At 54.5% G+C, this 20,783-nt stretch carries 17 protein-coding genes and 2 pseudogenes; 8 read left to right on the forward strand and 11 right to left on the reverse strand.

Features of this window, described 5'->3' with window-relative positions:
• Positions 1-126 precede the first annotated feature (126 nt).
• Positions 127-519, forward strand: a complete 393-nt coding sequence (locus BVU17_18360) for a signal peptidase I (GenBank protein AUG49543.1) — start codon at positions 127-129, stop codon at positions 517-519.
• A 273-nt stretch (positions 520-792) separates the two neighbouring features.
• On the opposite strand, the pseudogene BVU17_18365 reads toward BVU17_18360, so the two are convergent.
• Positions 793-1,535: pseudogene (locus BVU17_18365) on the reverse strand (cytochrome D oxidase subunit II).
• Positions 1,536-1,630: 95 nt separating this feature from the next.
• Here BVU17_18365 and BVU17_18370 point away from each other — a divergent pair.
• Positions 1,631-1,870: a hypothetical protein gene (locus tag BVU17_18370; protein AUG49597.1), complete on the forward strand. Its 240-nt coding sequence runs from the start codon at positions 1,631-1,633 to the stop codon at positions 1,868-1,870.
• Positions 1,867-2,259: a VapC toxin family PIN domain ribonuclease gene (locus BVU17_18375; protein AUG49544.1), complete on the forward strand. Its 393-nt coding sequence runs from the start codon at positions 1,867-1,869 to the stop codon at positions 2,257-2,259. The genes BVU17_18370 and BVU17_18375 overlap by 4 nt, the downstream gene beginning before the upstream one ends.
• Before the next feature lie 426 nt (positions 2,260-2,685).
• Here BVU17_18375 and BVU17_18380 read toward each other — a convergent pair whose 3' ends face one another.
• Positions 2,686-2,907: a hypothetical protein gene (locus tag BVU17_18380; protein AUG49598.1), complete on the reverse strand. Its 222-nt coding sequence runs from the start codon at positions 2,905-2,907 to the stop codon at positions 2,686-2,688.
• On the opposite strand from BVU17_18380, the gene BVU17_18385 reads away from it, so the two are divergent.
• On the forward strand, positions 2,878-3,198 hold the full coding sequence (locus BVU17_18385; protein ID AUG49599.1) for a hypothetical protein: 321 nt from the start codon (positions 2,878-2,880) through the stop codon (positions 3,196-3,198). The two genes, BVU17_18380 and BVU17_18385, sit on opposite strands and share 30 nt — an antisense overlap.
• 122 nt (positions 3,199-3,320) lie before the next feature.
• Here the strand turns inward: BVU17_18385 and BVU17_18390 are convergent, their stop codons facing one another.
• The 5 genes and pseudogenes from BVU17_18390 to BVU17_18410 all read right to left on the reverse strand — a co-directional run bounded on the left by BVU17_18390 (position 3,321) and on the right by BVU17_18410 (position 8,115).
• Positions 3,321-4,406, reverse strand: a complete 1,086-nt coding sequence (locus BVU17_18390) for a hypothetical protein (GenBank protein ID AUG49545.1) — start codon at positions 4,404-4,406, stop codon at positions 3,321-3,323.
• A gap of 934 nt (positions 4,407-5,340) precedes the next feature.
• A pseudogene (locus tag BVU17_18395) lies at positions 5,341-5,445 on the reverse strand (ester cyclase).
• Positions 5,446-5,628: 183 nt separating this feature from the next.
• A complete protein-coding gene (locus BVU17_18400) occupies positions 5,629-6,177 on the reverse strand; it encodes a hypothetical protein (protein ID AUG49546.1) in 549 nt (182 codons plus the stop codon).
• A gap of 950 nt (positions 6,178-7,127) precedes the next feature.
• Complete coding sequence (locus BVU17_18405) at positions 7,128-7,661, reverse strand: hypothetical protein (GenBank protein AUG49547.1); 534 nt, start codon at positions 7,659-7,661, stop codon at positions 7,128-7,130.
• 1 nt (position 7,662) lies between these two features.
• Positions 7,663-8,115, reverse strand: coding sequence for a hypothetical protein (locus BVU17_18410; protein ID AUG49548.1), 453 nt, complete (start codon positions 8,113-8,115; stop codon positions 7,663-7,665).
• A gap of 577 nt (positions 8,116-8,692) precedes the next feature.
• On the opposite strand from BVU17_18410, the gene BVU17_18415 reads away from it, so the two are divergent.
• From BVU17_18415 to BVU17_18425, 3 genes are all read left to right on the forward strand, one after another.
• Positions 8,693-9,067, forward strand: coding sequence for a hypothetical protein (locus tag BVU17_18415; protein ID AUG49549.1), 375 nt, complete (start codon positions 8,693-8,695; stop codon positions 9,065-9,067).
• A gap of 565 nt (positions 9,068-9,632) precedes the next feature.
• Positions 9,633-10,655 (forward strand): hypothetical protein, encoded by a 1,023-nt coding sequence (locus BVU17_18420; GenBank protein AUG49550.1) that lies wholly within the window; start codon positions 9,633-9,635, stop codon positions 10,653-10,655.
• A gap of 200 nt (positions 10,656-10,855) precedes the next feature.
• A complete protein-coding gene (locus BVU17_18425; protein AUG49551.1) occupies positions 10,856-11,800 on the forward strand; it encodes a hypothetical protein in 945 nt (314 codons plus the stop codon).
• A 115-nt stretch (positions 11,801-11,915) separates the two neighbouring features.
• Here BVU17_18425 and BVU17_18430 read toward each other — a convergent pair whose 3' ends face one another.
• From BVU17_18430 to BVU17_18445, 4 genes are all read right to left on the reverse strand, one after another.
• Positions 11,916-12,272, reverse strand: coding sequence for a hypothetical protein (locus BVU17_18430; GenBank protein ID AUG49552.1), 357 nt, complete (start codon positions 12,270-12,272; stop codon positions 11,916-11,918).
• Positions 12,273-14,552: 2,280 nt separating this feature from the next.
• Positions 14,553-15,575 (reverse strand): integrase, encoded by a 1,023-nt coding sequence (locus BVU17_18435; GenBank protein AUG49553.1) that lies wholly within the window; start codon positions 15,573-15,575, stop codon positions 14,553-14,555.
• A 356-nt stretch (positions 15,576-15,931) separates the two neighbouring features.
• Positions 15,932-17,608, reverse strand: coding sequence for a transposase (locus BVU17_18440; protein AUG49554.1), 1,677 nt, complete (start codon positions 17,606-17,608; stop codon positions 15,932-15,934).
• Positions 17,609-17,747: 139 nt separating this feature from the next.
• Positions 17,748-18,347 carry a TetR family transcriptional regulator gene (locus BVU17_18445; GenBank protein AUG49555.1) on the reverse strand — a complete coding sequence of 200 codons (600 nt, stop codon included), beginning with the start codon at positions 18,345-18,347 and terminating at the stop codon, positions 17,748-17,750.
• A 483-nt stretch (positions 18,348-18,830) separates the two neighbouring features.
• Here BVU17_18445 and BVU17_18450 point away from each other — a divergent pair, with 483 nt between their 5' ends.
• Entirely contained in the window at positions 18,831-20,765 is a 1,935-nt protein-coding gene (locus BVU17_18450) for a sialidase (protein AUG49556.1), read from the forward strand.
• Positions 20,766-20,783 lie beyond the last annotated feature (18 nt).

Here is a 20,783-nt window from a genome sequence, read left to right on the forward strand (position 1 = left end):
TGTGTGAAGACGTCGTTGCGCCGGAGTAGCTGTTTATTAGTCAATACTATCGTCCGACAGAGACAGTGTTCAAGCACGCCTATAAGATTCACCAATTTTTTACTAAATCAGTAAACCACTACTGATATGGTTCCCCTCGAGGTGTTAGTTACCCCCCTCCAAAGCAGTGATGCCGGTGGTATTGTGCTCCTCCTGTTCAACCTACTGATTGCTGGCATCCAGATTGCCGGGATGTGGATGGTATTCAAGAAAGCTGGTCATGCAGGGTGGAAGGCAATCATTCCGCTATACAACCTCTATATCATGCTTCGGATCGGGGAGAATGCATGGTGGTGGTTGCTCCTCATATTTATTCCGGTGATAAATCTATACGCGCTGTATAAGATTCATGCTGGAGTAGCTCGAGCGTTTGGGAGAGGTATCGGGTTTGGGCTTGGGCTCACCTTCCTTGGTATCCTCTTCTTCCCACTGCTGGGCTTTGGCGATTATCAGCATCGTCAGTCTGGTGGGCTCGCATAATCTCAGAAGCTGAGACCGGCGTTCTCAATGTATATCGAACTATCTTCCTTTGATGGCCCCAACTGGAGGTCTGCTCGACAAACTGCAACAGAATGCAGTCTGTAGCAGTCCAAGCCGATACGCTTAGTCGCGTTCCAGTTGGCGGCACTGGTGATGTGTGACACCGAGAGTGATACACTATCGCGAGGATGTGATTCCATCATATCGTACACATCCCCGATCGGAGAGTCACCAGTATTGAGCGGAGAATGGAACGACGAGAGGTTGGTGGGGTTACCTCTCGTAGCCCTCTCCCTCGATTGGGCCGCTAAACACGCCGTAGAGGAATTTGAAGTACCACAGTACCAGCAGCAAGACCGGAAACCCGAGGACGGTCACGAGGTTCAGCGCTAGTGGCGACACGACCGCTTCTCTAACCAACAACCCGGTCGGCGGGTAAATCGTCGGGTACAGCAGCATTGCGACCAAGATCGTCAACAGTGTGGGCAGTGCCAGTGCGCTCGCGAGCCAGGCTCGGTACCGGTCGCGTCTGGCCAGTACGCTCCCGCTCAGCCCGACGGCGACCGAGAGAGCGACGACTGCAGCGACGGGCAGCGAGAGCACCGCGTCGGCAGCACCGCCCACATCGGTCAGGACGACGGTTCCCAGCAGGACGACCACACCGCCAAGGTACGCCACTGTCGCACCGATACCGTACGCTCGCAGTTCCGATGCCAGACCGGGCTCGGTCTTGGCTGCGAGGAACGCCGCCCCCGTGACTATCGAGACGGCGACTAGGCCGACGCCAGTCAACGCTACTGGTAGCGTCGCCCCGCCGAACAGCCAGCGACCCGCGAGCATCCCCAACAGGAGCGGCGCGAACACGCTCCCGCTGATGAACGCGTAGTCGGTGTAGCGCTTCCAGCGCTCGTCGTCGCGCTGCTCGCGGAGCTCCGGACCGAGACCGCGAAACACCAACGCGACGACGAATCCGAGCGCGAGCAGACATTGAAATGACCGCTCAGTAAGCGTGCGTGTTGAGTTTTTCAGGTTAGCAGCAGCTGTTCCCGGCGGGATTCCATCGTTTGCCACACAAGTATTAATGCCTGTCAACGCGAACGTCAACGTACCAATGGCGACCGCAGATGAGCAGATTCGAGTTAGTGACACGGTGAAGCGAGAGCTTGACCGCCGCCGCCGGGAGGGCGAGAGCTATAACGATGTGTTGCAGCGGATGCTTGAGGACGACCGCGACCTCATGGCTGGGTTCGGCCGGTGGTCAGACGAACAGGCTGACCGGGCCCGAGAGACACGTGAGAAGTCCAAGCAGAAGTCGAAAGACCGGATGCGTCGGCTGGCGGATGACGAATGAAAGTACTCGACGCGACATTTCTCATCGACTATCTCAACGGTATCGACGCCACCGCTGAGTATCTACTAGCCCATGACGATGAACGGTTCATTATCCCGGCTCCAGCATACGCCGAGGTCCTTGTCGGAGAGGGGAATGCCCCGGACGGCGATGTAGCAGCGGTAAAAGCTGACCTGTCGTGGGGTGAAGTTTATGAGACCGACGCGGAGACAGCCGAGATAGCTGGCGAAATCGCTAGCGAGGTAGGACCGCAAGGCCCGTTCCTCGCGGGGATGGACGGTCTCATCGCCGCTGTGGGCCGAGAACTTGATGCACCTGTGGTCTCCGGTGACAGTGATCTCACGCACGAAGAGACCAAGCGCGTCGTAGACGTTGAAGAGTATCGCTGAGACCGACGATGCTGGCGTCAAGCTCGTCGACTTTCCGGACAGCCCGGTCAAGCTGTTTGTAGGAGTCGAAGTGCAGTATCAGAGAGAACGCCGCGTTTCTAGACCTGAATCGACGTTCGCACGGTCGTAGTCGCCTCGGAGAGTTGCAGCAGTGCGGCCCTACCGTTGACGTTGATTCCGAGCGATTCGAGCGCTTTGGGGCCCGTTTCGCCGGTTGTCCGGATGGCGCGAGTAGTCTTCGACGTGAATTTGGCACCGTTGTCGTTGATTCACTTCCAGGTATCCGAGTCCATCTCGCGCAACTTCTGAGTCGTCCGCTGGCGGGCGGGCAATCAGTTGCGAAATTCGTCAAAAGAGGGGACCGATCAGCTACTTCTCGGTGCCGCCGAGTCTCTCACGTAACTCATCTAACAGTGGTTCGACGTACTAAGAATCAGCATCGGGATCGTACTCCCGGATGGTATCAAGATACGTCTGGGCCGCGTCAGCAATGGTTTCGGCGAGCGCTTGCGTCGGCGCGACGGCTTCCGGCTCGGAAAGTTTCGGTGATTGTTCCCCGCGGTAGTCGGGGTTTTCGACGGCCTCTTCGCTGTAGCAGAACGTGAGATTCGTCCGTCCATCGCCGGCCGGTTCGAACACGAGATACATCGCGTCGATATAATAGTCATAGACGGCAACGTGGGGTGGCTGACCGTCGGTCACGCTCACATAGGTATGTTATCGATCCTTGCGATCGTCGTCGGATCGCAAGTAGACGCTCTGAACGTGGTCGGTCGAGCACGTCAGGCTACTACTGGGCTGTATCTCGTGGGTCAGTGGCTCCTCCCGACGGCGATTTGGGTGGTCACCGCGACGGACATCGCAATCGTGGGAATGTCGACGCTGCTGTGGGGGCTCTGTCTCGTTGTCAGCATGCTTATTATGGCCCACCAGGCCTAGACTGCTGGGTCCGGTGGGGATGCCTCCGGTGGAGTGTCGACCTCGATTGCTGATTGAGTCGACCTGTGCAATGCTCCCTGGATAGTGCTGCCTGAGGGGGGTTCGAGCAGGTAACCGTGGTGTCAGTAGTTCGGGTCAGCCCCAGTCGGTAGCACATGGAGGCGGCCGTCGCTATCCAGAATCTCGGGTTGTAAGGCGTCTGCCGACAGGGCATCGAGGAAGGCAGCCTCTCGCGGGCCCGGAGCACCAGTCGTGAACAGTGGAACCGGATAGGTAGCGGGGTAGCCGATATCTCCCGGTCCACGGGGCTCGCCATCGACTTCGATCTGCAATATCCGGTAGTCGGTTGTCCCGCCGTCACGAAGGCTCCTGACATCTCGAACCGGAATTCGCGTAATTGTGTCGTCTCTGTCGCTGACGGTGTCCACCTTCCGGTCGACCTGGCCAAACAGTTCGTCCGCGCCGCCTCTGGGTTGCCCCGCGAGGACGGTCTCTTTGAATATCTCCGGCCCACCTTGCACGTCAACTGTCCCGGCCAGGTGGATCTCACGAGCCGGCCCGCCCAGCGATGCCCAGTTGTCTAGGCGCCCGTTGTAGATGCCGAGTAGGTCCGCCCTCGTGATCGAGGTCACGCCACTGTCGTAGAGCGCCGTACTTACGACAATCACCGTCCCCGCTCGAAAGAGGTCGTGCCGGACGAATCCAGAGAGATCCAGTTCGCTGTCGATCGGGGCGTACGCCTCGGTGCCGAGCCCGGCAATCGAAATCGATCCTGTAGCGAGCGCGTCACGGGCGTCGGTCTGGGTTGCGCTGGCGACCGTAATCTCGAAAGGTGGGGACAACGCCTGTCGAGTCGGGGACAGTCCGTGCTGGCGCCCGAAATATCCCGCCAGTCTGGGCCCGTCGCTTCCGAGGGTGTCGGCCAGCGACCTGCCGTACTCGTCGTCCGTCGGCAGGGGGTTCCCGTTCCAGAGCGTCGCAGCGCGGGCGACCGGACCAGTGAGCGCCACCGTTGCGATGTTGAGTGGCTCGGCAGTTGTTTCGGTTTCCGTCGGGGTGGCTGAGGCCGTCGCCGAGCGGTCGGCACGGTCAGTGGTGGAGTACCGTTCCGTCGGTCTGTCCCTGCCGAAGATTCCTGTACATCCAGCTGAGAGCCCCGGTGGACATAGAGCAGCGACACCCCGGAGAAAGGCTCTACGGGAGGGCATCTGATTCGGACATACTGGCGACTATATGTAATAGTCGGGGGTATTCTCCTCCCAGCAGTGAGGGGGTGATAATCATTCCACGACTGGCAGCCACAGCACGGTGCAGAGGGGTACGGAGTCCCTCTGGCAGGTCTGGTGGGTATCTTTCCACTCGCACAGCGCACCACGAGGTCGGACACTCGGGATGCGGAACTCGATATCCCCAGTCCAGACTCCACAGCACGGGAAGGTATAGGTACCCTGATCAGGTCATGAGAGTCCAGAGTTCAACCACACCAGACTCTTGTGTGTGAGCTCTGGCGTGGAATCTGTATGCTTGACGCAGAATTCGAAGTATGCACCGAGTGTGGCAACCTGCACATGGAAGGCGGCTCTGCACCCGACCACGTGGATGCGTGTGCCGTTTGTGACGGGCATCTCACCGACGTCGAACTGGACGACATTATCGGGCTGTAGTACAGCTTGACCACCCCTCTCATCAGGCCGGCTTCAGAGTGGTGTGAGTCGAAATCGACGTCTCCCGAGCCAGCAGGACCGACAGGGTATCGTCTATCGGGACGTCCGTTCGTGCTGAACCAGTCAGGACGACTGAATACTGGACGGTGGATTTCCGAAGGGGTTCGGTGGGTGGACCGTCACTTCGCCGTCTCGACATCCGTAATCGGTAGAGCCTCGGTGCGACTCATCAAAGATACGCACCTTCTATCACCGTCAGCTCATCAGTCTCGGTAATAACACCTACCACAGTGTCATTTAGTTTATCAGGCGTTGAAATACTACTATGATTACTGAGACAGAACTTATAGCTCTCCAAACCAATGCCGTTGATCGAGTGCTGTTAACCGTTCTACAGAGCGTGTCATAGAAAGCTTCGCACCGTCTGTCTATCCACTTCTTGTCAAAACTCGCGTGCGAGATGGAGGGCGCGTATCGGTCACGGGGCGTCCGGGAGGATGCCGAGTTGTCTCATCATGCCGAGTGCATCGTAACTCGCCCATCGTTCCGCAATCATCCCGTCCTCGATACGGGCGAATATGATTCAGCGGGTGCGGGAAACGGTCAAACAGTACCTTGAGTCGGGTGCAGAGAACCACACCGCAGTTGATGCGTGCATAGAGTGTGGGGACCCATCGTTCATAGGCGCTGGCCGGTGTGCTGATTGTTTAGACAACTAATTGTGACTAACCCGGGAGAGACTGTCCCTTACTAAAGACAGCAGCCTTTAGCGAGTATTGGTTACTATTTGCTCAATTTCGTCACCAGTGAGTCCAGTCTGGTAAATACGAAGATCGGCTAACTTTCCGACCATCAGATTATACCAGTCCGGATTTCTGGTACCATACCAGCTCCCGACAGTCTCATGCGACCAGTAGTCTGAGACGTTGGGACTGTACCCGGGCATGGTTTCGTCAACGAAGCGCTGCTCTCCATCGAGGAAGAATCTCACTGACGACTGCGGATCAACGACATACATAAAATGATGCCATTCATTTATCGGGATAGTCATCTCGCCAGTGGTCTGATCTTCAGTTGAGTAGCTAACACCACCTCTCTGTGATCTGATACTCAGTCGTAGTCGCACTTGATCGTCTACGGGGACACCCTGAACCACATACTCTGCGTCATTCCTGAAGATGTGATGTATCGGCTGGTCGTTATTTTGATGCCGCATCCCGGAAGGCTGGTCAAAATACACCCAGCCGCCGATACTTGCTGGTCCGCTGTTAGAAGCCATGATGCTCAACTCCTCGTTTGCGCCGCGAGCGATCATCATACCAACAGAACCATCCAACGAAACCGACTCTCGTTCCTGATACGTTCCGAGTTCAGGATTGCCTCGCTCAATCGAGATATCGTTGTCACCGGCAACATCACTAAATCCGGACTGGAACGGCCATCGACTCACCAGCGCTTCCTCTGCAACGGTCTCTGTCGCAGGTTGCCTCGTTGCGTCCGTCTCGGTTTCTGTACCAGACTGCTGCCTCGGCTGCGATTGGCGCGCTTGATTTTCTGTTTCAAATGTCGCAAGCGTTGTTGGTGATTCCCCGTCAATCATGTAGACTACCCTGATTGCCGTACCAGCGGCCACTGGTTGCTCCCAGTTGACAACTGCTGGGCCAATAGTCGCCGTTGCGCTTGAGGACAGGGCTGTGTCCGCTTGTGCCTGTGTTGAACCAAGTTGGTTCCAAGAGGCCACAGTTCCAGCGTTGCTACGAATCTCAAGTTGCTGCGCTACCAGTGATCCCCCACCTTCGTATATAATTCGCAGTCGTTCATCGGATCGCTCGAACCGAAAGTTTGCAGCCTCTAATCCACCAGAGTTCTCACTACCACCGATCATCCGGAGACAACCGCTCAATCCAGCTGTGCCGAGCCCTGCAGCGGACGTAAGTACACGCCGCCGCATCCAGCCCTTATAAACCATGTATTATCGTGAATGTCCAGATGACATATAGTTTTATATCGATTATTAGATGTTGTAATTAGGCTACGTAATCGACAACAAGCAGCCTCTCACTAACGAATATTGGGTCTCAGGGCCTGGTTATTATAATCTTCTCAGTACGACAGAAGTGTTTCACTAAATGCCCAGAAGAAGCAGTTGGATACATCATCACAGAGATATAGGACGACATCCATTTTGGAGAGAATAATCGTACGGGCGTCAATTAATCTCAGCGCCGAGTTATCCAGATATCACACGTCGATATACTCGCAAGATCAGGCGACGCGCTTGGCACACGTTCGAATGGTATCGTAGACAGCCTCAGGCTCGTCAACGTTCTCTAGTCGAAGCGGACCCAGCCCACGGTTCATCGAGATTGTTCCGTACCCCAAAATCGACTGAATACGATTCTGGTTGAGTTCATGACTGCGAATTTTATCGAATCGAATGCCCTTCGAATGGGTACGGAATAGGAGTTCGTACTCCTGTTCAACACGGCTGCTCGTCACGACATAGGTTGTCCGGACGAGAATAATAGTTCGGACCAGAAACCGGACGGTCAAGACGAGTCCGAGCAGCAAAACAACGAGTGCAGCCGTATTTGTGATGTCGGGTGACCCCAGCGCTTCAGGATTAAGTTGGAGGTATCCAACCACACCCAGACTGAGGAATAAGACGACAGCCAGTCGAATCAACGTTGGCTTGGTCGTCGGATTGGTTTCGAGAATGACTTCGTTGTGGTCATTCGGCTGGTCTGCGGTGGTCGACTGACTCGATCCATTCGAAGTCTGTTGGTCTTGTTGTGACATGTTAGGCGATGATGTATGCGACGATGGACCCGGTAACGTACACAACCGGTGAGAGGGCGACGGCGACGACAGCAATCGCCGCGTTACTCCGCGTTGCCCGGTGATTTATTCGAGCACCGAGGTACAGCGAGAAGAGATAATACAGTAGCGTCAGTGTGAGTATCGCCAGTATCCACTGTCCTTCGGCTGAAATAGTGGTGACACCGAGAGAATCTGGTCGACCGCCGGGAAGCTCGACGCCCGCTCCAAGCGCATCAATGATAGCGTAAACGAACGCGGCCTGGAGGTTCCTGATGAGCTGGCGTGCACCACTGACGCCTGCTTGATTAGTCAGATACCAGACCGCGGAGAACGTCGCGACGAGATACGCACTTGTCGTGTACACGACAGTGTGCATACTCTGGACGATCCCCTGCGAATCTCGAACGATGAGGACGCCCACATGGAACGTCACCAGTGTGATTGCAGTTGCTATCGAAATAAACAGGGAGTTCTGAACGAATGCCGTGAGCAACTGCCAACTGGCCACCGGATCAATACCATATGAACCAGCGATTCTAGCGAAGTCCTCCGGAGCAGACTGTGAAGACTGAACACCAATGCCGGCGAGGGTAAGCGGGACCGCGTATGCGGCAAGGTTCACAAAGTAGACTCCCAAGAGTGAACCCAATTGTCGGATCACACCAAGCCGGGAAGCCCCATACGAATCTGTTTGAAATTCCACAAATTTGTGTGGGCGGAAGATGGCATCGAATCCACCACGTAGTATTGCCCCCACACCTCTCACAGGCATATACCCTCCCTATTTTATCAAGGATACTTATTTTTTGCTTTCATAGTACTTCTGAATAGTCTGTTTTTAGTATCGACAATTGTATTGGTTGAATATGACTCGCCGGGCTGGGAGATTACCCCTGATCATTACTGTGGCTGTGTCACTCTGGACTGCCGGACTCGTGCTCGGGTACTTGCTCACCCTCGGGTCTCCCCGAGAGCTATTTTTCGCCTGTTGGGGGGCTTCAGTTGTTCTGGTGCCCGTTGTACTTCTTGACAGTCTCCGATCTGGGACATTCTCGTGGCTGGTCATCGTCGGTGTCCTCGTTCCAGGACTCAATCTACTCGTCGGAGCAACATACGCCCTGTCGCAGTTCCGGCGTCGGCACGGGAAGGCGAACACTCGTCACGGCTTGCTCTTCTTTTCTGGTGTCTGCAGTTCCACACTCGCTGTTGTCATTGCCCCGTACGTACTCGGCCCAATCGCCCTCGTCTGTGGCTACGTGGTTCGGCGACAGTACAGCACCCGGGAAGGGGCGCTTATGCTGACAGCCGGAAGCGTCACCATGCTGTTCGGATTAGCACTGAACGCCGTCGTGTTCCTGTTCGTTCGCCCTGGTCCAATTCTCTGAGAACCGTGAATGTTTGAGTGGGTTACTGTTGATGTCGGAATGGCTGACGTCTGATAGCTCATACACGTTGTAATAGCAATATATATCAGGTATGTTGCCCGTTTGAAAACCATTTTATTATAGATATTCTTGGCATGATTATGCTGCGCTATCGGCCCCGATTACTGCTCTTCGTTGTCATTAGCAGCGTCTTCGAACCGTTGATACAAGCCACCATACCACCTCTGGCTCGCTTGAGAACAAAATTGGATTTTGAGCCGTTTTCATCGAGAACTACACATTGGCAACAGGCTTCAAAACGGCTGCCCCGGTTGACTATCTCTGAGTCACACCGAGGCAATGCCTCTCAGTTGTTCTGGTGTCGCTCATGACCGAGTCAAGTCTGACAAAATATAGTCGACGGACGCTACTGGCGACGCTTGGTAGCGGACTCCTCACTGGGTGTCTGAGAACGGGGACTGAGACACCATCGACAGCGACTCCAACCGAGGCGCAGTCGACCACAGAAAGTTCGACAACCGAAGTGACGACATCACCTTCGGTGACAAGTACACCGGAACCACCAGTGTCACTGGCCCGCGAATGGAACGCATTTTTCAATCCGATAGGAAGCGCTGTCGTAGACGACAACGTGGTCTATTCCGGATCCCGTGAGGGTGTGCGGGCGCTTTCTGTGACCAATGGTGCAGAGCGCTGGCAGACGAAGCAAGACCGCATCTCACTGCTCGGAACAGTTGACAGCGATACACTCTACTATACATCGTTTTTAGAGCCTGGGCTGTACAAAGCGAGCACTGAAACCGGAGAAATCGCCGGGACAGCGGATATCGGTCCTGCTGGCGGGCCACCTGCCGTTACGGACGATTATGTCGTGGTTGGAACCGACCACAACTCAAATGATGGCACAACAAACAAAGTCGTCGGATTATCGAAACGTGATTTCAGTCAGGTTTGGTCGGTTTCTGAAACGGACAGATCGTACACGGGCGGTATTGCGTTTAATGGACAGGCTATCGTCGGATTCGGTACTAGGGATCAAAATCGAATCGAAGCTCGGAATCCGGCCACGGGAACTGTCACTTGGACCGTTGACGGCTACGTGACCGCGCCGCTCCGGCAGTACGACGGAAGTCTGTACGCGCCAGTTGCTGGTGGGGGTGGCGTGGAGCTAGTGAAAATCGACTCCGACGGTTCGGTTGCCTGGCGGCATCTACTCGAGGAACAGACCGACTCCATGTATGTCTACACTGCGGCACCGACCTTCCATCGCAATCGTGCGTATTTTGCGTCCTACTCACAGGTACACGCAGTCGACCTTGATACAGGTGAGACGGTGTGGCAGACGACCACCGACCGACCAATGAAATCATCACCAGCTATCGTCGGCGACCACGTATGGGTTACGCCGACCGAATTGCCCGACGAAGAGCGCAATCGAGAGTTGTACGGGTTCGACATTGAAACAGGAGAACAGCAGGTCCGAACTCGCTTCGCTGCGTCAACACACGACGCCCTCGCGTTAGGAAACACGTTGGCAGTCGTGATGGAAAACCAGATGGTGGCGTTCTCGCTGGAGACAAACACATGAAACGACGGGAGTTACTCACAGTACTGGCAGCGTCCGGAACCGGTGGTTGCCTGAGTTTCCAAGACGCTGATGAGTCGGAAACAGCGACACAGGCAGGGTCAGCCGCGACGGCCGGTTCTCAAGGCACACAAAGAGCGACCAGCACACCGTCGGAGTATGCGTCGACAGCCGCATCGGTTGAGACAGTACAAACACTCTCGATGGATATCAGCGCACTCTCATCTGCTGGAACATCGTATCTGGTCGCCACGCTCGACGAGGTTCAACTCCGCGACTTTGGCTCGTCGACCCCGCTAGCTACGCTTGCAGCGCCGGTCAACAGTTCGGTCGTCGAATTGACCGATTCGGACTGCTACGTCGGCAGCCAGGCAGCCGACGACACCGTCTCGACGATTTACCGGTTCGACGCGGAGAATGGAGAGCGACAGGCAGAGACCGAGATTCAGGGAAACATATCGAGACTCACCACGGTCGGAGACCTGCTCGTCTGCAGCACAGTCGAAGAGTCAACCGAGTATGAAGGATACGCGAACCGTATCATTGTATTAGATCGAACTAGTCTCAATGAAAAATGGAGGAATACGGTCGGAAACAGCGCGTACCCAAGTGGAGTATGCCGATTAAATGACACACTCCATATCGGCTTTGCGAACTTTTTCGCCGGCTTTGCGGTGGCAGATGGAACGATCCAGTACCGCGCACCGTTGAACGTCGGATACCCAGTGACTTACCAGGGCGATCTGGTCGCCGATGTGGATCGAGAGCTACGCAGACTCGATCCCGGGACGTTAGAGTACGAGTGGAGTGTCGGAAGTGAGGTCGCCGGACGACCAGTGATCGTGGGAGAGAACGTTATCGTCCCGACAACGGATGGCCTCCTCTGTGCTAGTGTCAGAGATGGGCAACAGCGCTGGTCGCGTACCTTGGAGAATGACAGTGGCTTTACCCCGGAGCTGCTGGTGTACCAAGGCGGCCTCCTGTGGTACGGTACTGCTGTTGAGGAACTGTACGGCCTTGTTCCGACATCAGGCGAAACAGCGTTTTCAATGTCGGCCGATCTCACGTTCATCGCTGCGACGAACTCTGGAGTCGTCATCAACTCGGGATACAGAACACTTGAGCTCCGAGCCGCCTCAGTGGAGTAGTGCTAACCAATCAAAAATTGCGAGTAACATTATCCGACCGTCAAAACGGAACGTTGTAATCAGCGCAACCAGTAATGCCAATACAATATCGAAAACGCAACACCGATTACATTCTTCAGCGGTCGTTTTCAACGGCGTTCCAATAGAGATGTGCTAAGTCCATGGTGATCTTGTATCCGCGCCGTCCTGCAACGCGGACGGCGTATGGGAGCGGATCGCTGACTCCTGTCTCGACAGTCGCAGAAATCTGGTACTCTTCGGGTCGGGAATCAGTTGTGGGCCAGATCATCGCCTCTGCCTCTCCGGTCTCTTCGTCGACATAGCCTTCGATTTTGTACCACACCGACGGCTGCCAATCCATGCTATGTCCATCTGATGAATCGGCTACGCCACCACCGATCCATTTGAACGGTTCGTCAACGCCGGCTCCATCGGTATCAAACACTCGGAGACCCAACATTCGGTCGGTCATCCCCTCTCGATGGCCTCGCCACATGATGTCGTTCTTATTCCAAGGTCCGTCAACGGAGTACTCGGAACAACGGAGGAGAAATTCGAATGTGTATGACCTGTCCCAAGTTGTCGTCTTATTCGAAATCGCGGTGACACGGGTCCCTTGACCCGAGTCGTTCTCCATTATGCGACCGCAGTACTCTCCCCCGTCGGGTGCATCAATTTGTACCGTTCCCCAGTCGTACGATCGAGAGTCAACTGTGTCCATGCGATATGGGTTCATTTGATGATCACTCTCGAAGTCGTCACCGGCGATCAGTGTGCCTCTTGGAGTGTTAATCGCGTCTGATTGGGTTTGGTCAGGAGTAGGCGTCTGTGACGCCTCACGTTCTTGTTCAAATGTTGCGAGAGTCGACGGTGATTCGCCGTCGATCATGTAGACTAATCTAACCGTCGTGCCCGGGCGGATAGCTTGGCCCCAATTGACTATTGCTGGACCGACCGTTGCTTCGGCCCCCGAGGATAGTGTCGTGTCTGCCTGGGCCTGCGTCGAGCCGAGCTGGTTCCATGTCGAAACAGTGCCGCTACTACTACGAACCTGAAGTTGTCGTGCCACCAGTGACCCGCCACCTTCATAGACAATATTCAATCGCTCACCAGTGCGTTCGAATCGAAACGACGCATCTTGTAGCTCATTCGACCCACCACCGCCAATCATTCGTAAACACCCGCTCAATCCGATTATACCCGACCCCACCACGCCAGTAAGGAATTTTCGTCTGGATCCACTGTGTTCGCCCATACAGTTCGTTATTAGATTTATCCTATATGTAATTCCCATTTTTAGTACTATAGCAACGCTAATCTACATTTCGTCCTTATAATATAACCAAATACTTAATAACTATTAGTAATTTTCACGTAGTATATGACAGGTCTATCTCGCCGTGACTTGCTTAAAATCGGTGGGGCTGTCGGTATCGGACACACCGCAGGCTGTCTCCGGTTGCAGGGCGACTCCGGTGGAGAAGAAACGGTGACGCCGAACCCAAGTACCGACACCACCACAGAAGCGCAACCTGTTGATGAAAACGCAGCCGGCACTTCAGCCGCAAGCAGCGGTTCCCATGAAATAAACAGGTTCTATTTAGACCATTTCGACGATGGAGATCTTCGTGATACGGAAACCCTGTACGCCAGAGCGAACGGGAATCGAGTAGAAATCAACGGCACGTGGGAAGGTGATACTTCCATCATGTCTCGTCAGACCTGTGCAAGGTACTCGTTTGAGGTTCTAGAGGACGGGTCAGTTATCGCTTCAAGTGGTGAGAAACTTCTCATTTATGGCTATCAGTACGTCTTTGCACAGTCCACAGAGGCGGCATTCATCACCCATCATCCATCAATTTCGGCTGAGTGGGAACGAACACTCAGACTGTCGTATCCAAGTGGCGAATCCGAGGTCACCCCGGAGGTACGACCTGACGAAGGTGTGTTTGAATTTAATTTCGCTGACTCGAATGTGGAGCCTGGCCGCTATGACTGGATATTAGAGATTACACCCCCCAATAGTTACACTATCGAGGTCGGAACATTTTTCGACCAGCTCATACAGGTCAACCCTCCTGAAGATAGTCCGTTCCCCAGTAGCTCTGATGCGATGCAAGATGCAGGGGCCGTATCGAATTCGTCTGCAACACCGGTCCAGCCATCGCAAAAAACCACAAATGACGGTCTGAGAATACAAGATAGCGGACACGGCGGCGGAACGAGCAGCGACACCACAGGTCGTTTCCTCACCAGAGATGTCGGTATCGAATGCTCTACAGGCTGTGCTTTCGGGGCAGAAGCGAATCGTAAGTTCCGTATCAACAATCTAACTTCTGGAACATCGCTCACGTTCACTCCAAGATGAGGACCAAAGGGCAGGTGTCGAGAGCTTAGCGATAACAGTACTAAATGTATTCACTCTGAACCATAGCAGACGCTTATACTCGATACCGATCGAATTTTTGCGTGGAAGGAACACTGTCACGCGCTCCTTCCATACCCTTTCCATGTCCGACGACACGCACAGTCTCGGTCGCTGCCCAAACTGCGACGAGCGTATCACGACTGCATGGCTGCTGGTTGAATACGAGAAAACTGACGACACGGAGGGTATGTGGGCCGAGTGTCCAACGTGTGAAGACATCGTTCCACCAGAGTAATCCCAGAGGGAGCCTGGGGACTTCTCCGCAGGGACTGTCTCGGAAGAGCTAACCAACAAAAAGAGTTTTACGCGTTTTCGTTGGTTAGTCTACCCACCAGAGATGATATCGTTCGCTTCGTCACGTGTCCGCTTTGCAGCCTCCTGAGCGTAGCCTTCATGCGTGGTCTCGATGGATTTGTGGCGGAGTACATCCTGTGCCAGCTGTGGGTTCTCACGATAGATCTCCCGCCCGAGCCCACGGCGGGCACCGTGAGGTTTTAGCGGCTCTTCAAACTCGTAGTCTGCACACTCACACAGGTCGGCCAGGATGTTTCGAGCAGACTGTGTAGTGATCGAGGGCGTCGGCTCTATTGCTTTCGCCGCATTGTCCAGTCGGGGAAACACGGCTTCGTCTTCGGCAGGGTCACGGAGTTGCTTCCAGCGTCGGAGCGGGTCGATTGCCTCGTCGAGGATCGGCGCGGCCTCCCGGGTGCGGTTCTTGCCGAACACCTGCATGGTGCCGTCCTCAAGGTTGACGTGTCGCCACTGGAGCCCGTTCCGTGCTTCGTCATCAGAGACGGCGACGAGTTCGGCGCTACGCGCACCTGAGTAGGCAAGTAGGAAGACGAGTGCTTGGTCACGGTAAGCCGCCCTGCGGTTGATACCGTCGCTTTCGCTGGCTTCGTCGACGCGAGCGGTGGCTGTCGCACAAATAGCGTCGCGGTCCCGTGTGGTCCAGTACTGCTGGTCACTCTCGGTTTCGTCTGTCGGCAGTGGTCCCTCAGCGTGGTTGGTTTTGGCCGGGTTTGTTGGAACCAGGCCCTCGTAGACGGCCCACGTGAGAAAGGAGCGGACGTACGCGAAGTACCGGCGTGCCGTTTCGGGGGAGATGTCGTCCCGATCTTCAGCTCGCGCGAGGTCGCGAGCGTACTGTCGGCAGACATTCTCGTCGATGTCGTCGGGGCTGGCGACGCCGTGGCGGTCGCGAGCCCATGTGGCGAACTTGCGGAGGACGCTCGCGACGTTCGTTCGGTAGCGCCCGGAGTCGATATCGACCAGTCGTTTCTCGATGGCTGCTTCGAGGGCGTCATCCCCGGGAGTAGCGTCGTATGCAGGCGGAAGACGATCCATGCTTCCCGTACAGCGGCGGTCCGGGTAAAACTGGTGGTGCTTACTGCAATAATACAAACCTACTGCTGAAAGTCGAATTATGGCGTTTCAGTGCCTGTAACGTGCGGAGTCAGGCAATTCCCGAATTGATAAAGTTCATATCGCTATACCCAATATCGGCTAGTGGTGAAGTTGAGACTACAGCGGGTTTAGCGGGCCTATGATGCGTGGTTTCGGCCGTTTCAGTGATCGGGAATTGGCTCAGATTGCTCTCCAAACGGCTATTCCTATTGAACTTCCAACGGCATGCGCGAATTTCGGCGACTTCCGACAGCATTGCCACTCAGACGCTACGCTAACACGGGTAAAACCTCTCTCTATCCGATTCCGGTTTCCTTCTTCAACAGCGTCAGCGTGTTATCGGCCGTCACAATTGGCGAATGCTCGTAGTCGTCGGTCAACTCAACTTGTACCAGCAGGTCCACCGCTCGCCAAATCGAGTACAGGAGACACGCGAACGCGAAATAAAAGAACCGTAACCCGAAATCCTTCGATGTCGTTGCGGCCATGAATCGCTTAATCGACCTGTAGCCACTCTCGATCTCCCAGCGATAGCCGTATTCAGTGAGGAAGCTACTACCGCGATTGGACATGAACACCGAGTATTGCCGGTGATCATCATATTCGGAGTCCTCCTTCCGGCGGTAGATCAGCATCGTCTCGTGCCACTCGTTCTTCCCGAGATGGAGTTTGCGGTCGGTTTCGTATCGGTCTTGACCCCGCTGGAGCAACCGTTTGGCCTGCGCTTTCTCGCTGGTTTGCATCCGCTTCGGGACTACATACGACAGTCCACGTTGGCTGAGCATCTCTAGAATATGCTGACTGTCGAACTCCCGGTCCATCAATACGTTATCGACGTGAACGAGATCCTCGGCAGAGTCGAGTAGATCCTCGACAATCTCCTTGCGAGTCTCGCCTTTCCGAACCGGGCGTGCATCTAACACAATTGGGACGGCATTGCCGACTAACTGGACCGTCGCCCACTGATACGCGTACTCATCGGTCTTTTCTTTTGTCCCAATAATCTCATCTTCGTGTCCGGTTCTGTCGCCTGTGAATGGGTCTGCTTCAGTAATATCGATAGCAACAATCCCTGCTCGGAAGAACTCCTCCGTCTCCGCTGCTTCCCCCAACAGTCGAGTCACAGCCTGCCGATACATCTCCCGAATCTGTTCAATCGATAAGTCGCGGATGTGCTCGCGATGGGCGTGGCCCAACGGTGTCCGATCCCGTCTCGACTCATAGACGAAACTGCGGGCACCTTCGTTAGCAGCCAGCCCCTCACGAAGTCCGAGATACGTTTGTAAGTCCCAGTAAGCGTTCTCGTGGATTTCACAGCCATTGTCGCGATTCAGTGAGAATGCCGGGAAAACGACGTGACTGATATGGTCCGTGATCGATCCGGCTTCATTGAGGATAGCTTGATCGTCTGGGTATGATTTATCCGCTACGTTATCCCGTGATGGAAAGTTTCGTTCTGGCTCGCGTGGAACAGCAACGTCCGCGTCTTGAGCTTTGATCAGAATCGTCCGCGCAGCTGCCTCAATTGTCTCGTGAAGCTCTGCAGTGAACCGATTATCCCAGCTGCGCCACAGCGTCGACTGGTCTGGGACTGTTTCCATGCCCAGTTGTTCACGGAGGTCAGGATGGTGAGGGAGATACGTGAGGAGTGCCGTTTCGTGGGTCCAGCCGTGAAGTTCTTTGAGTAGAAACAGTCGGAACAGTTGGGCCATCTCGTACTGAGTAGCTCCAGAATACCGGTCATGTGGCTCAAACTCGACATACGCTACTGGGTAGTGAGACACGAACTCGTCAACGGAGTCGTGAGCCTCGTGGTCGAACCATGTGGACGCAACGGTCCAAATGTCTTCTTCGAGGCCGGCGAGAGAACTCCGGTCATAGAGTGGCGTCGAATCATACGCTGGCCATTCAGCGTATGACTGCTGGGCGATTCGTCGAAAGACACTGCGTTGAGAATCACAGCTCGCAACCACTAAGAGATGCTGCCAACGACACGCCCAAAAATTCGTCTGACTGGTAATAGAACCCGAAGAGAACTACCAGTCAATGCCCGGTGGCGGCATGACGGTTGACGGTGGCAGTAATCGCGTAGCGAAACGCAACTGTGAAAGGCTACGCGGAGAGCAGACAGTCCTCGACATACCGCTGAAACTCGTCTCTTACATCGTCGATAGTTTCCTCATCACTGGTAATCCGTTCCGCCTGGATCCCGACTAAAACTGTATGGAATAGCGCGGCTGTCTGTGATGGGTCTTCGACGTCAAATGCGCCTGTATCAACACCGGCTTGGATGACACGCGCGATTTGTTTTCGAATGAAATCATCAATCCTTCGAAAGAGACGGCTGTAATCGTCGTCATGTGCTGCTTGCGCTCGCAGTTCAATTACGGCCTGCGAAAACTCGATATCACTGTTGCTGCTGGTGCCAAATATTTCATCGACGATTATCTCAATATACTCTTCAGGGGACTGGTTGGGAAGTGGGACCTGATTTTCGACCTGCTCCAGCATATAATCCAGAAGATCTACCAACAGCTCGTCCTTATTATCGTAATGGTGATATATGAGCGACTGACTCTTCCCGAATTCGTCACCTATCTTTGAAATAGTCAGATCCGCGTACCCGTATTGACGTAATGCATAGAATGTAGCTTCAAGAATCTCCTCGCGGGTTCCATCTGGGTTCTGGAAAAAGGATATCTCGTTAGTCATCTTTAGGTCGACCGTTTCCTGTTTGTCTGGTACGGTTCAAATGGCTCACGGTTTCACTACTCTCTCTGTAGAGCACAAGACCAATCTGGGTTGTATTTTTTATCATTGAACTGGATAGCGGGTACAGTTGCACATAACTATAAATTTGAATATACATTCAATAAACTTAAGCGTATTGTCGTCCGCTGTATCAGCGGAGTACATTGGACTGTACTCTGGTTCGCTCTATTCATAGAGACACCTCTCTGCTGCCTCAAACCGTCTAATGTCCCATTATACCTGTAGAAACTGTGTTAAAGGCGGTAGATAGTGAGCTAGTGTGGCTTTGACTGGGTACCTGTTTTCGTCTCCCCGAAAGACACGAAAGCACTATATGTGATTGAACGTTTAGTCAACATCAGGAAATGGCTACTCACAAACGAAGAATTCCGAGACGGAGTGTCGCTAGAAACGAGACGCGGTTTGAACGAAACCTCAAGTAACATGGCCTCTACAAAGTATAAACTGCTACTTCTGGCTGTAGTCGGGATTATCGTTACCAGCGGAACGGCAACCGCTGCGGTCGTTGGAAGCCCCGATATCGTGGCAACGCTTGAAGATGATACTGTTGCCCCGGGCGAACAAAAGACCATAGAAATTTCACTGGTCAACAGCGGGGAGCTTGACAGCGGCTCCACTCGAAACCCAGCTTTGAACAACGAGGTAACAACGGCAAAGGGGCTTACTGTATCACTCGGATCTGGTGACGCACCTATCTCGGTCAAGAACTCGAAACGAAGCCTCGGCACGCTACAGGCCGGACCGAAAGTGACAGTGCCGTTTACTATCAGCGTGGATGAAGACGCCAGTTCTGGAACGTATGAGGCACAACTGAAACTCAATTACAAGCATACAAGCTACATTTCTGAGGGAACAGGGGCACGAGACGAAGACAGAGAGACCCGAACGGTCGACATCGAAATTGATGTCACCGATGATGCCACGTTTAATGTGACCGACATTGATTCGAATGCACGCGTCGCCTCCACAGGCACAGTGGCGGTTAGGGTCGAAAACACTGGAGATAGCGCCGCACGGAACGCCGCGGTAACGCTGGAATCACAGAATCAGGACCTCACAGTGAGCGGCGGCGCTGCCACTTCGCGATTCGTTGATACGTGGGAACCGGGAGAAGTCCGGACGTTCAACTATCGCGTGAGTTCTGCTGAAGCTGCGGAGCCGGAGCCGTACGGATTTGAGCTCTCGGTCGCATTCGATAACGAAGAGGGCCTCCGCACACAATCTGTAGCACAGTCCGTCGCAGTCGCACCTGACCCAGAACAGCGGTTCTCGGTTGTCAATTCAAGTAGTTCTGTCGCGGTCAGTAACACAGGCACGTATGAGGTGCAACTCCGCAACACGGGCCCGTTGACTGTTAACGACGCATCTGTCACGTTTGTCTCACAGAACGCCGATATAACGTTTGGAAAGAGTTCGTCCACAACCGCCTACGTGGGGGCATGGGAACCGGGAGAAGTCCGGACTGTCCGCGTCGACACAACGGCGAGCACCGATGCCGAGGACCGAAGCTACGCGCTATCGGCCAACGTGCAGTATGACGACCAGGAAGGCGATACCAGCACATACGATGATGTGCAGTTAAGCCTCAGTCCTGCGCCGGAGCAGAACTTCGGCGTGTCCAACATCGAAACGTCGCTGCAGGCCGGTGAAGACGGATCACTGAGTGCAACCATCACAAACACTGGTACGCGTGACGTTGAGAACGTCGTCATCGCATGGGAAAGTCAGCAGTCAACACTGTCGCCAAAAGAGTCACAGTACGCTGTTGGAGATCTCGATGCGGGCGAAGCAGCCAACTTCAGTTTTGGCGTTGATGTATCCAACAGCGCAGAGGCAGGTGCTCGGCAGTTTGACTTCGGCGTGAGCTACCGCGATGATAACGGCGACAGGGTTGAAGCAGACACGCTTGAGGTCCGCTCAGAGGTGGCTGGTAGCCAGGACGAATTTGACATCGAAATACAGAATTCGACGCTCGGTGTGGGCCAAGACCGGTCAATCACGTTTACGATAACCAACACAAAGGACAAGACGCTGACAAGCATCGAGGGGAAGGCGTTCGTCAATGATCCCCTCAGCAGCAGTGACGATGAAACGTTCATCGCTGAACTGGCACCCGGAGAGTCAGAAACGGTCTCCGTCCAGCTTTCGGCGGGCAGCGATGCGCTGGAGAAGACGTATCCGCTCAACTTGGACTTCCAGTATGAGACGCCTGATGGAGAAAAACGGGTTTCTGACACCTACAGTCTCCCGATAGACGTCACGAACCAGTCCGGAAGCGGGGGGACGCCACTGTGGCTGATTGGTGGCATTGGACTCCTTGCAGTCGTTGGCGGCGTCGTCTGGTACAGGCGACAGTGACCGTCCGAGGCTAACATC

The organism is Haloarcula taiwanensis, assembly GCA_002844335.1.
In the GTDB taxonomy this organism is placed as follows: Archaea; Halobacteriota; Halobacteria; order Halobacteriales; family Haloarculaceae; genus Haloarcula; species Haloarcula taiwanensis.

Coding starts and splice junctions, on each gene's coding strand:
- BVU17_18450 (AUG49556.1), top strand. CDS start 18,831: ATGGCCTCTACAAAGTATAAACTGCTACTTCTGGCTGTAGTCGGGATT.
- BVU17_18430 (AUG49552.1), bottom strand. CDS start 12,272: ATGACCGACCGAATGTTGGGTCTCCGAGTGTTTGATACCGATGGAGCC.
- BVU17_18360 (AUG49543.1), top strand. CDS start 127: ATGGTTCCCCTCGAGGTGTTAGTTACCCCCCTCCAAAGCAGTGATGCC.
- BVU17_18425 (AUG49551.1), top strand. CDS start 10,856: ATGGATATCAGCGCACTCTCATCTGCTGGAACATCGTATCTGGTCGCC.
- BVU17_18370 (AUG49597.1), top strand. CDS start 1,631: ATGGCGACCGCAGATGAGCAGATTCGAGTTAGTGACACGGTGAAGCGA.
- BVU17_18445 (AUG49555.1), bottom strand. CDS start 18,347: ATGACTAACGAGATATCCTTTTTCCAGAACCCAGATGGAACCCGCGAG.
- BVU17_18375 (AUG49544.1), top strand. CDS start 1,867: ATGAAAGTACTCGACGCGACATTTCTCATCGACTATCTCAACGGTATC.
- BVU17_18405 (AUG49547.1), bottom strand. CDS start 7,661: ATGTCACAACAAGACCAACAGACTTCGAATGGATCGAGTCAGTCGACC.
- BVU17_18380 (AUG49598.1), bottom strand. CDS start 2,907: ATGTATCTCGTGTTCGAACCGGCCGGCGATGGACGGACGAATCTCACG.
- BVU17_18390 (AUG49545.1), bottom strand. CDS start 4,406: ATGCCCTCCCGTAGAGCCTTTCTCCGGGGTGTCGCTGCTCTATGTCCA.
- BVU17_18400 (AUG49546.1), bottom strand. CDS start 6,177: ATGATCGCTCGCGGCGCAAACGAGGAGTTGAGCATCATGGCTTCTAAC.
- BVU17_18435 (AUG49553.1), bottom strand. CDS start 15,575: ATGGATCGTCTTCCGCCTGCATACGACGCTACTCCCGGGGATGACGCC.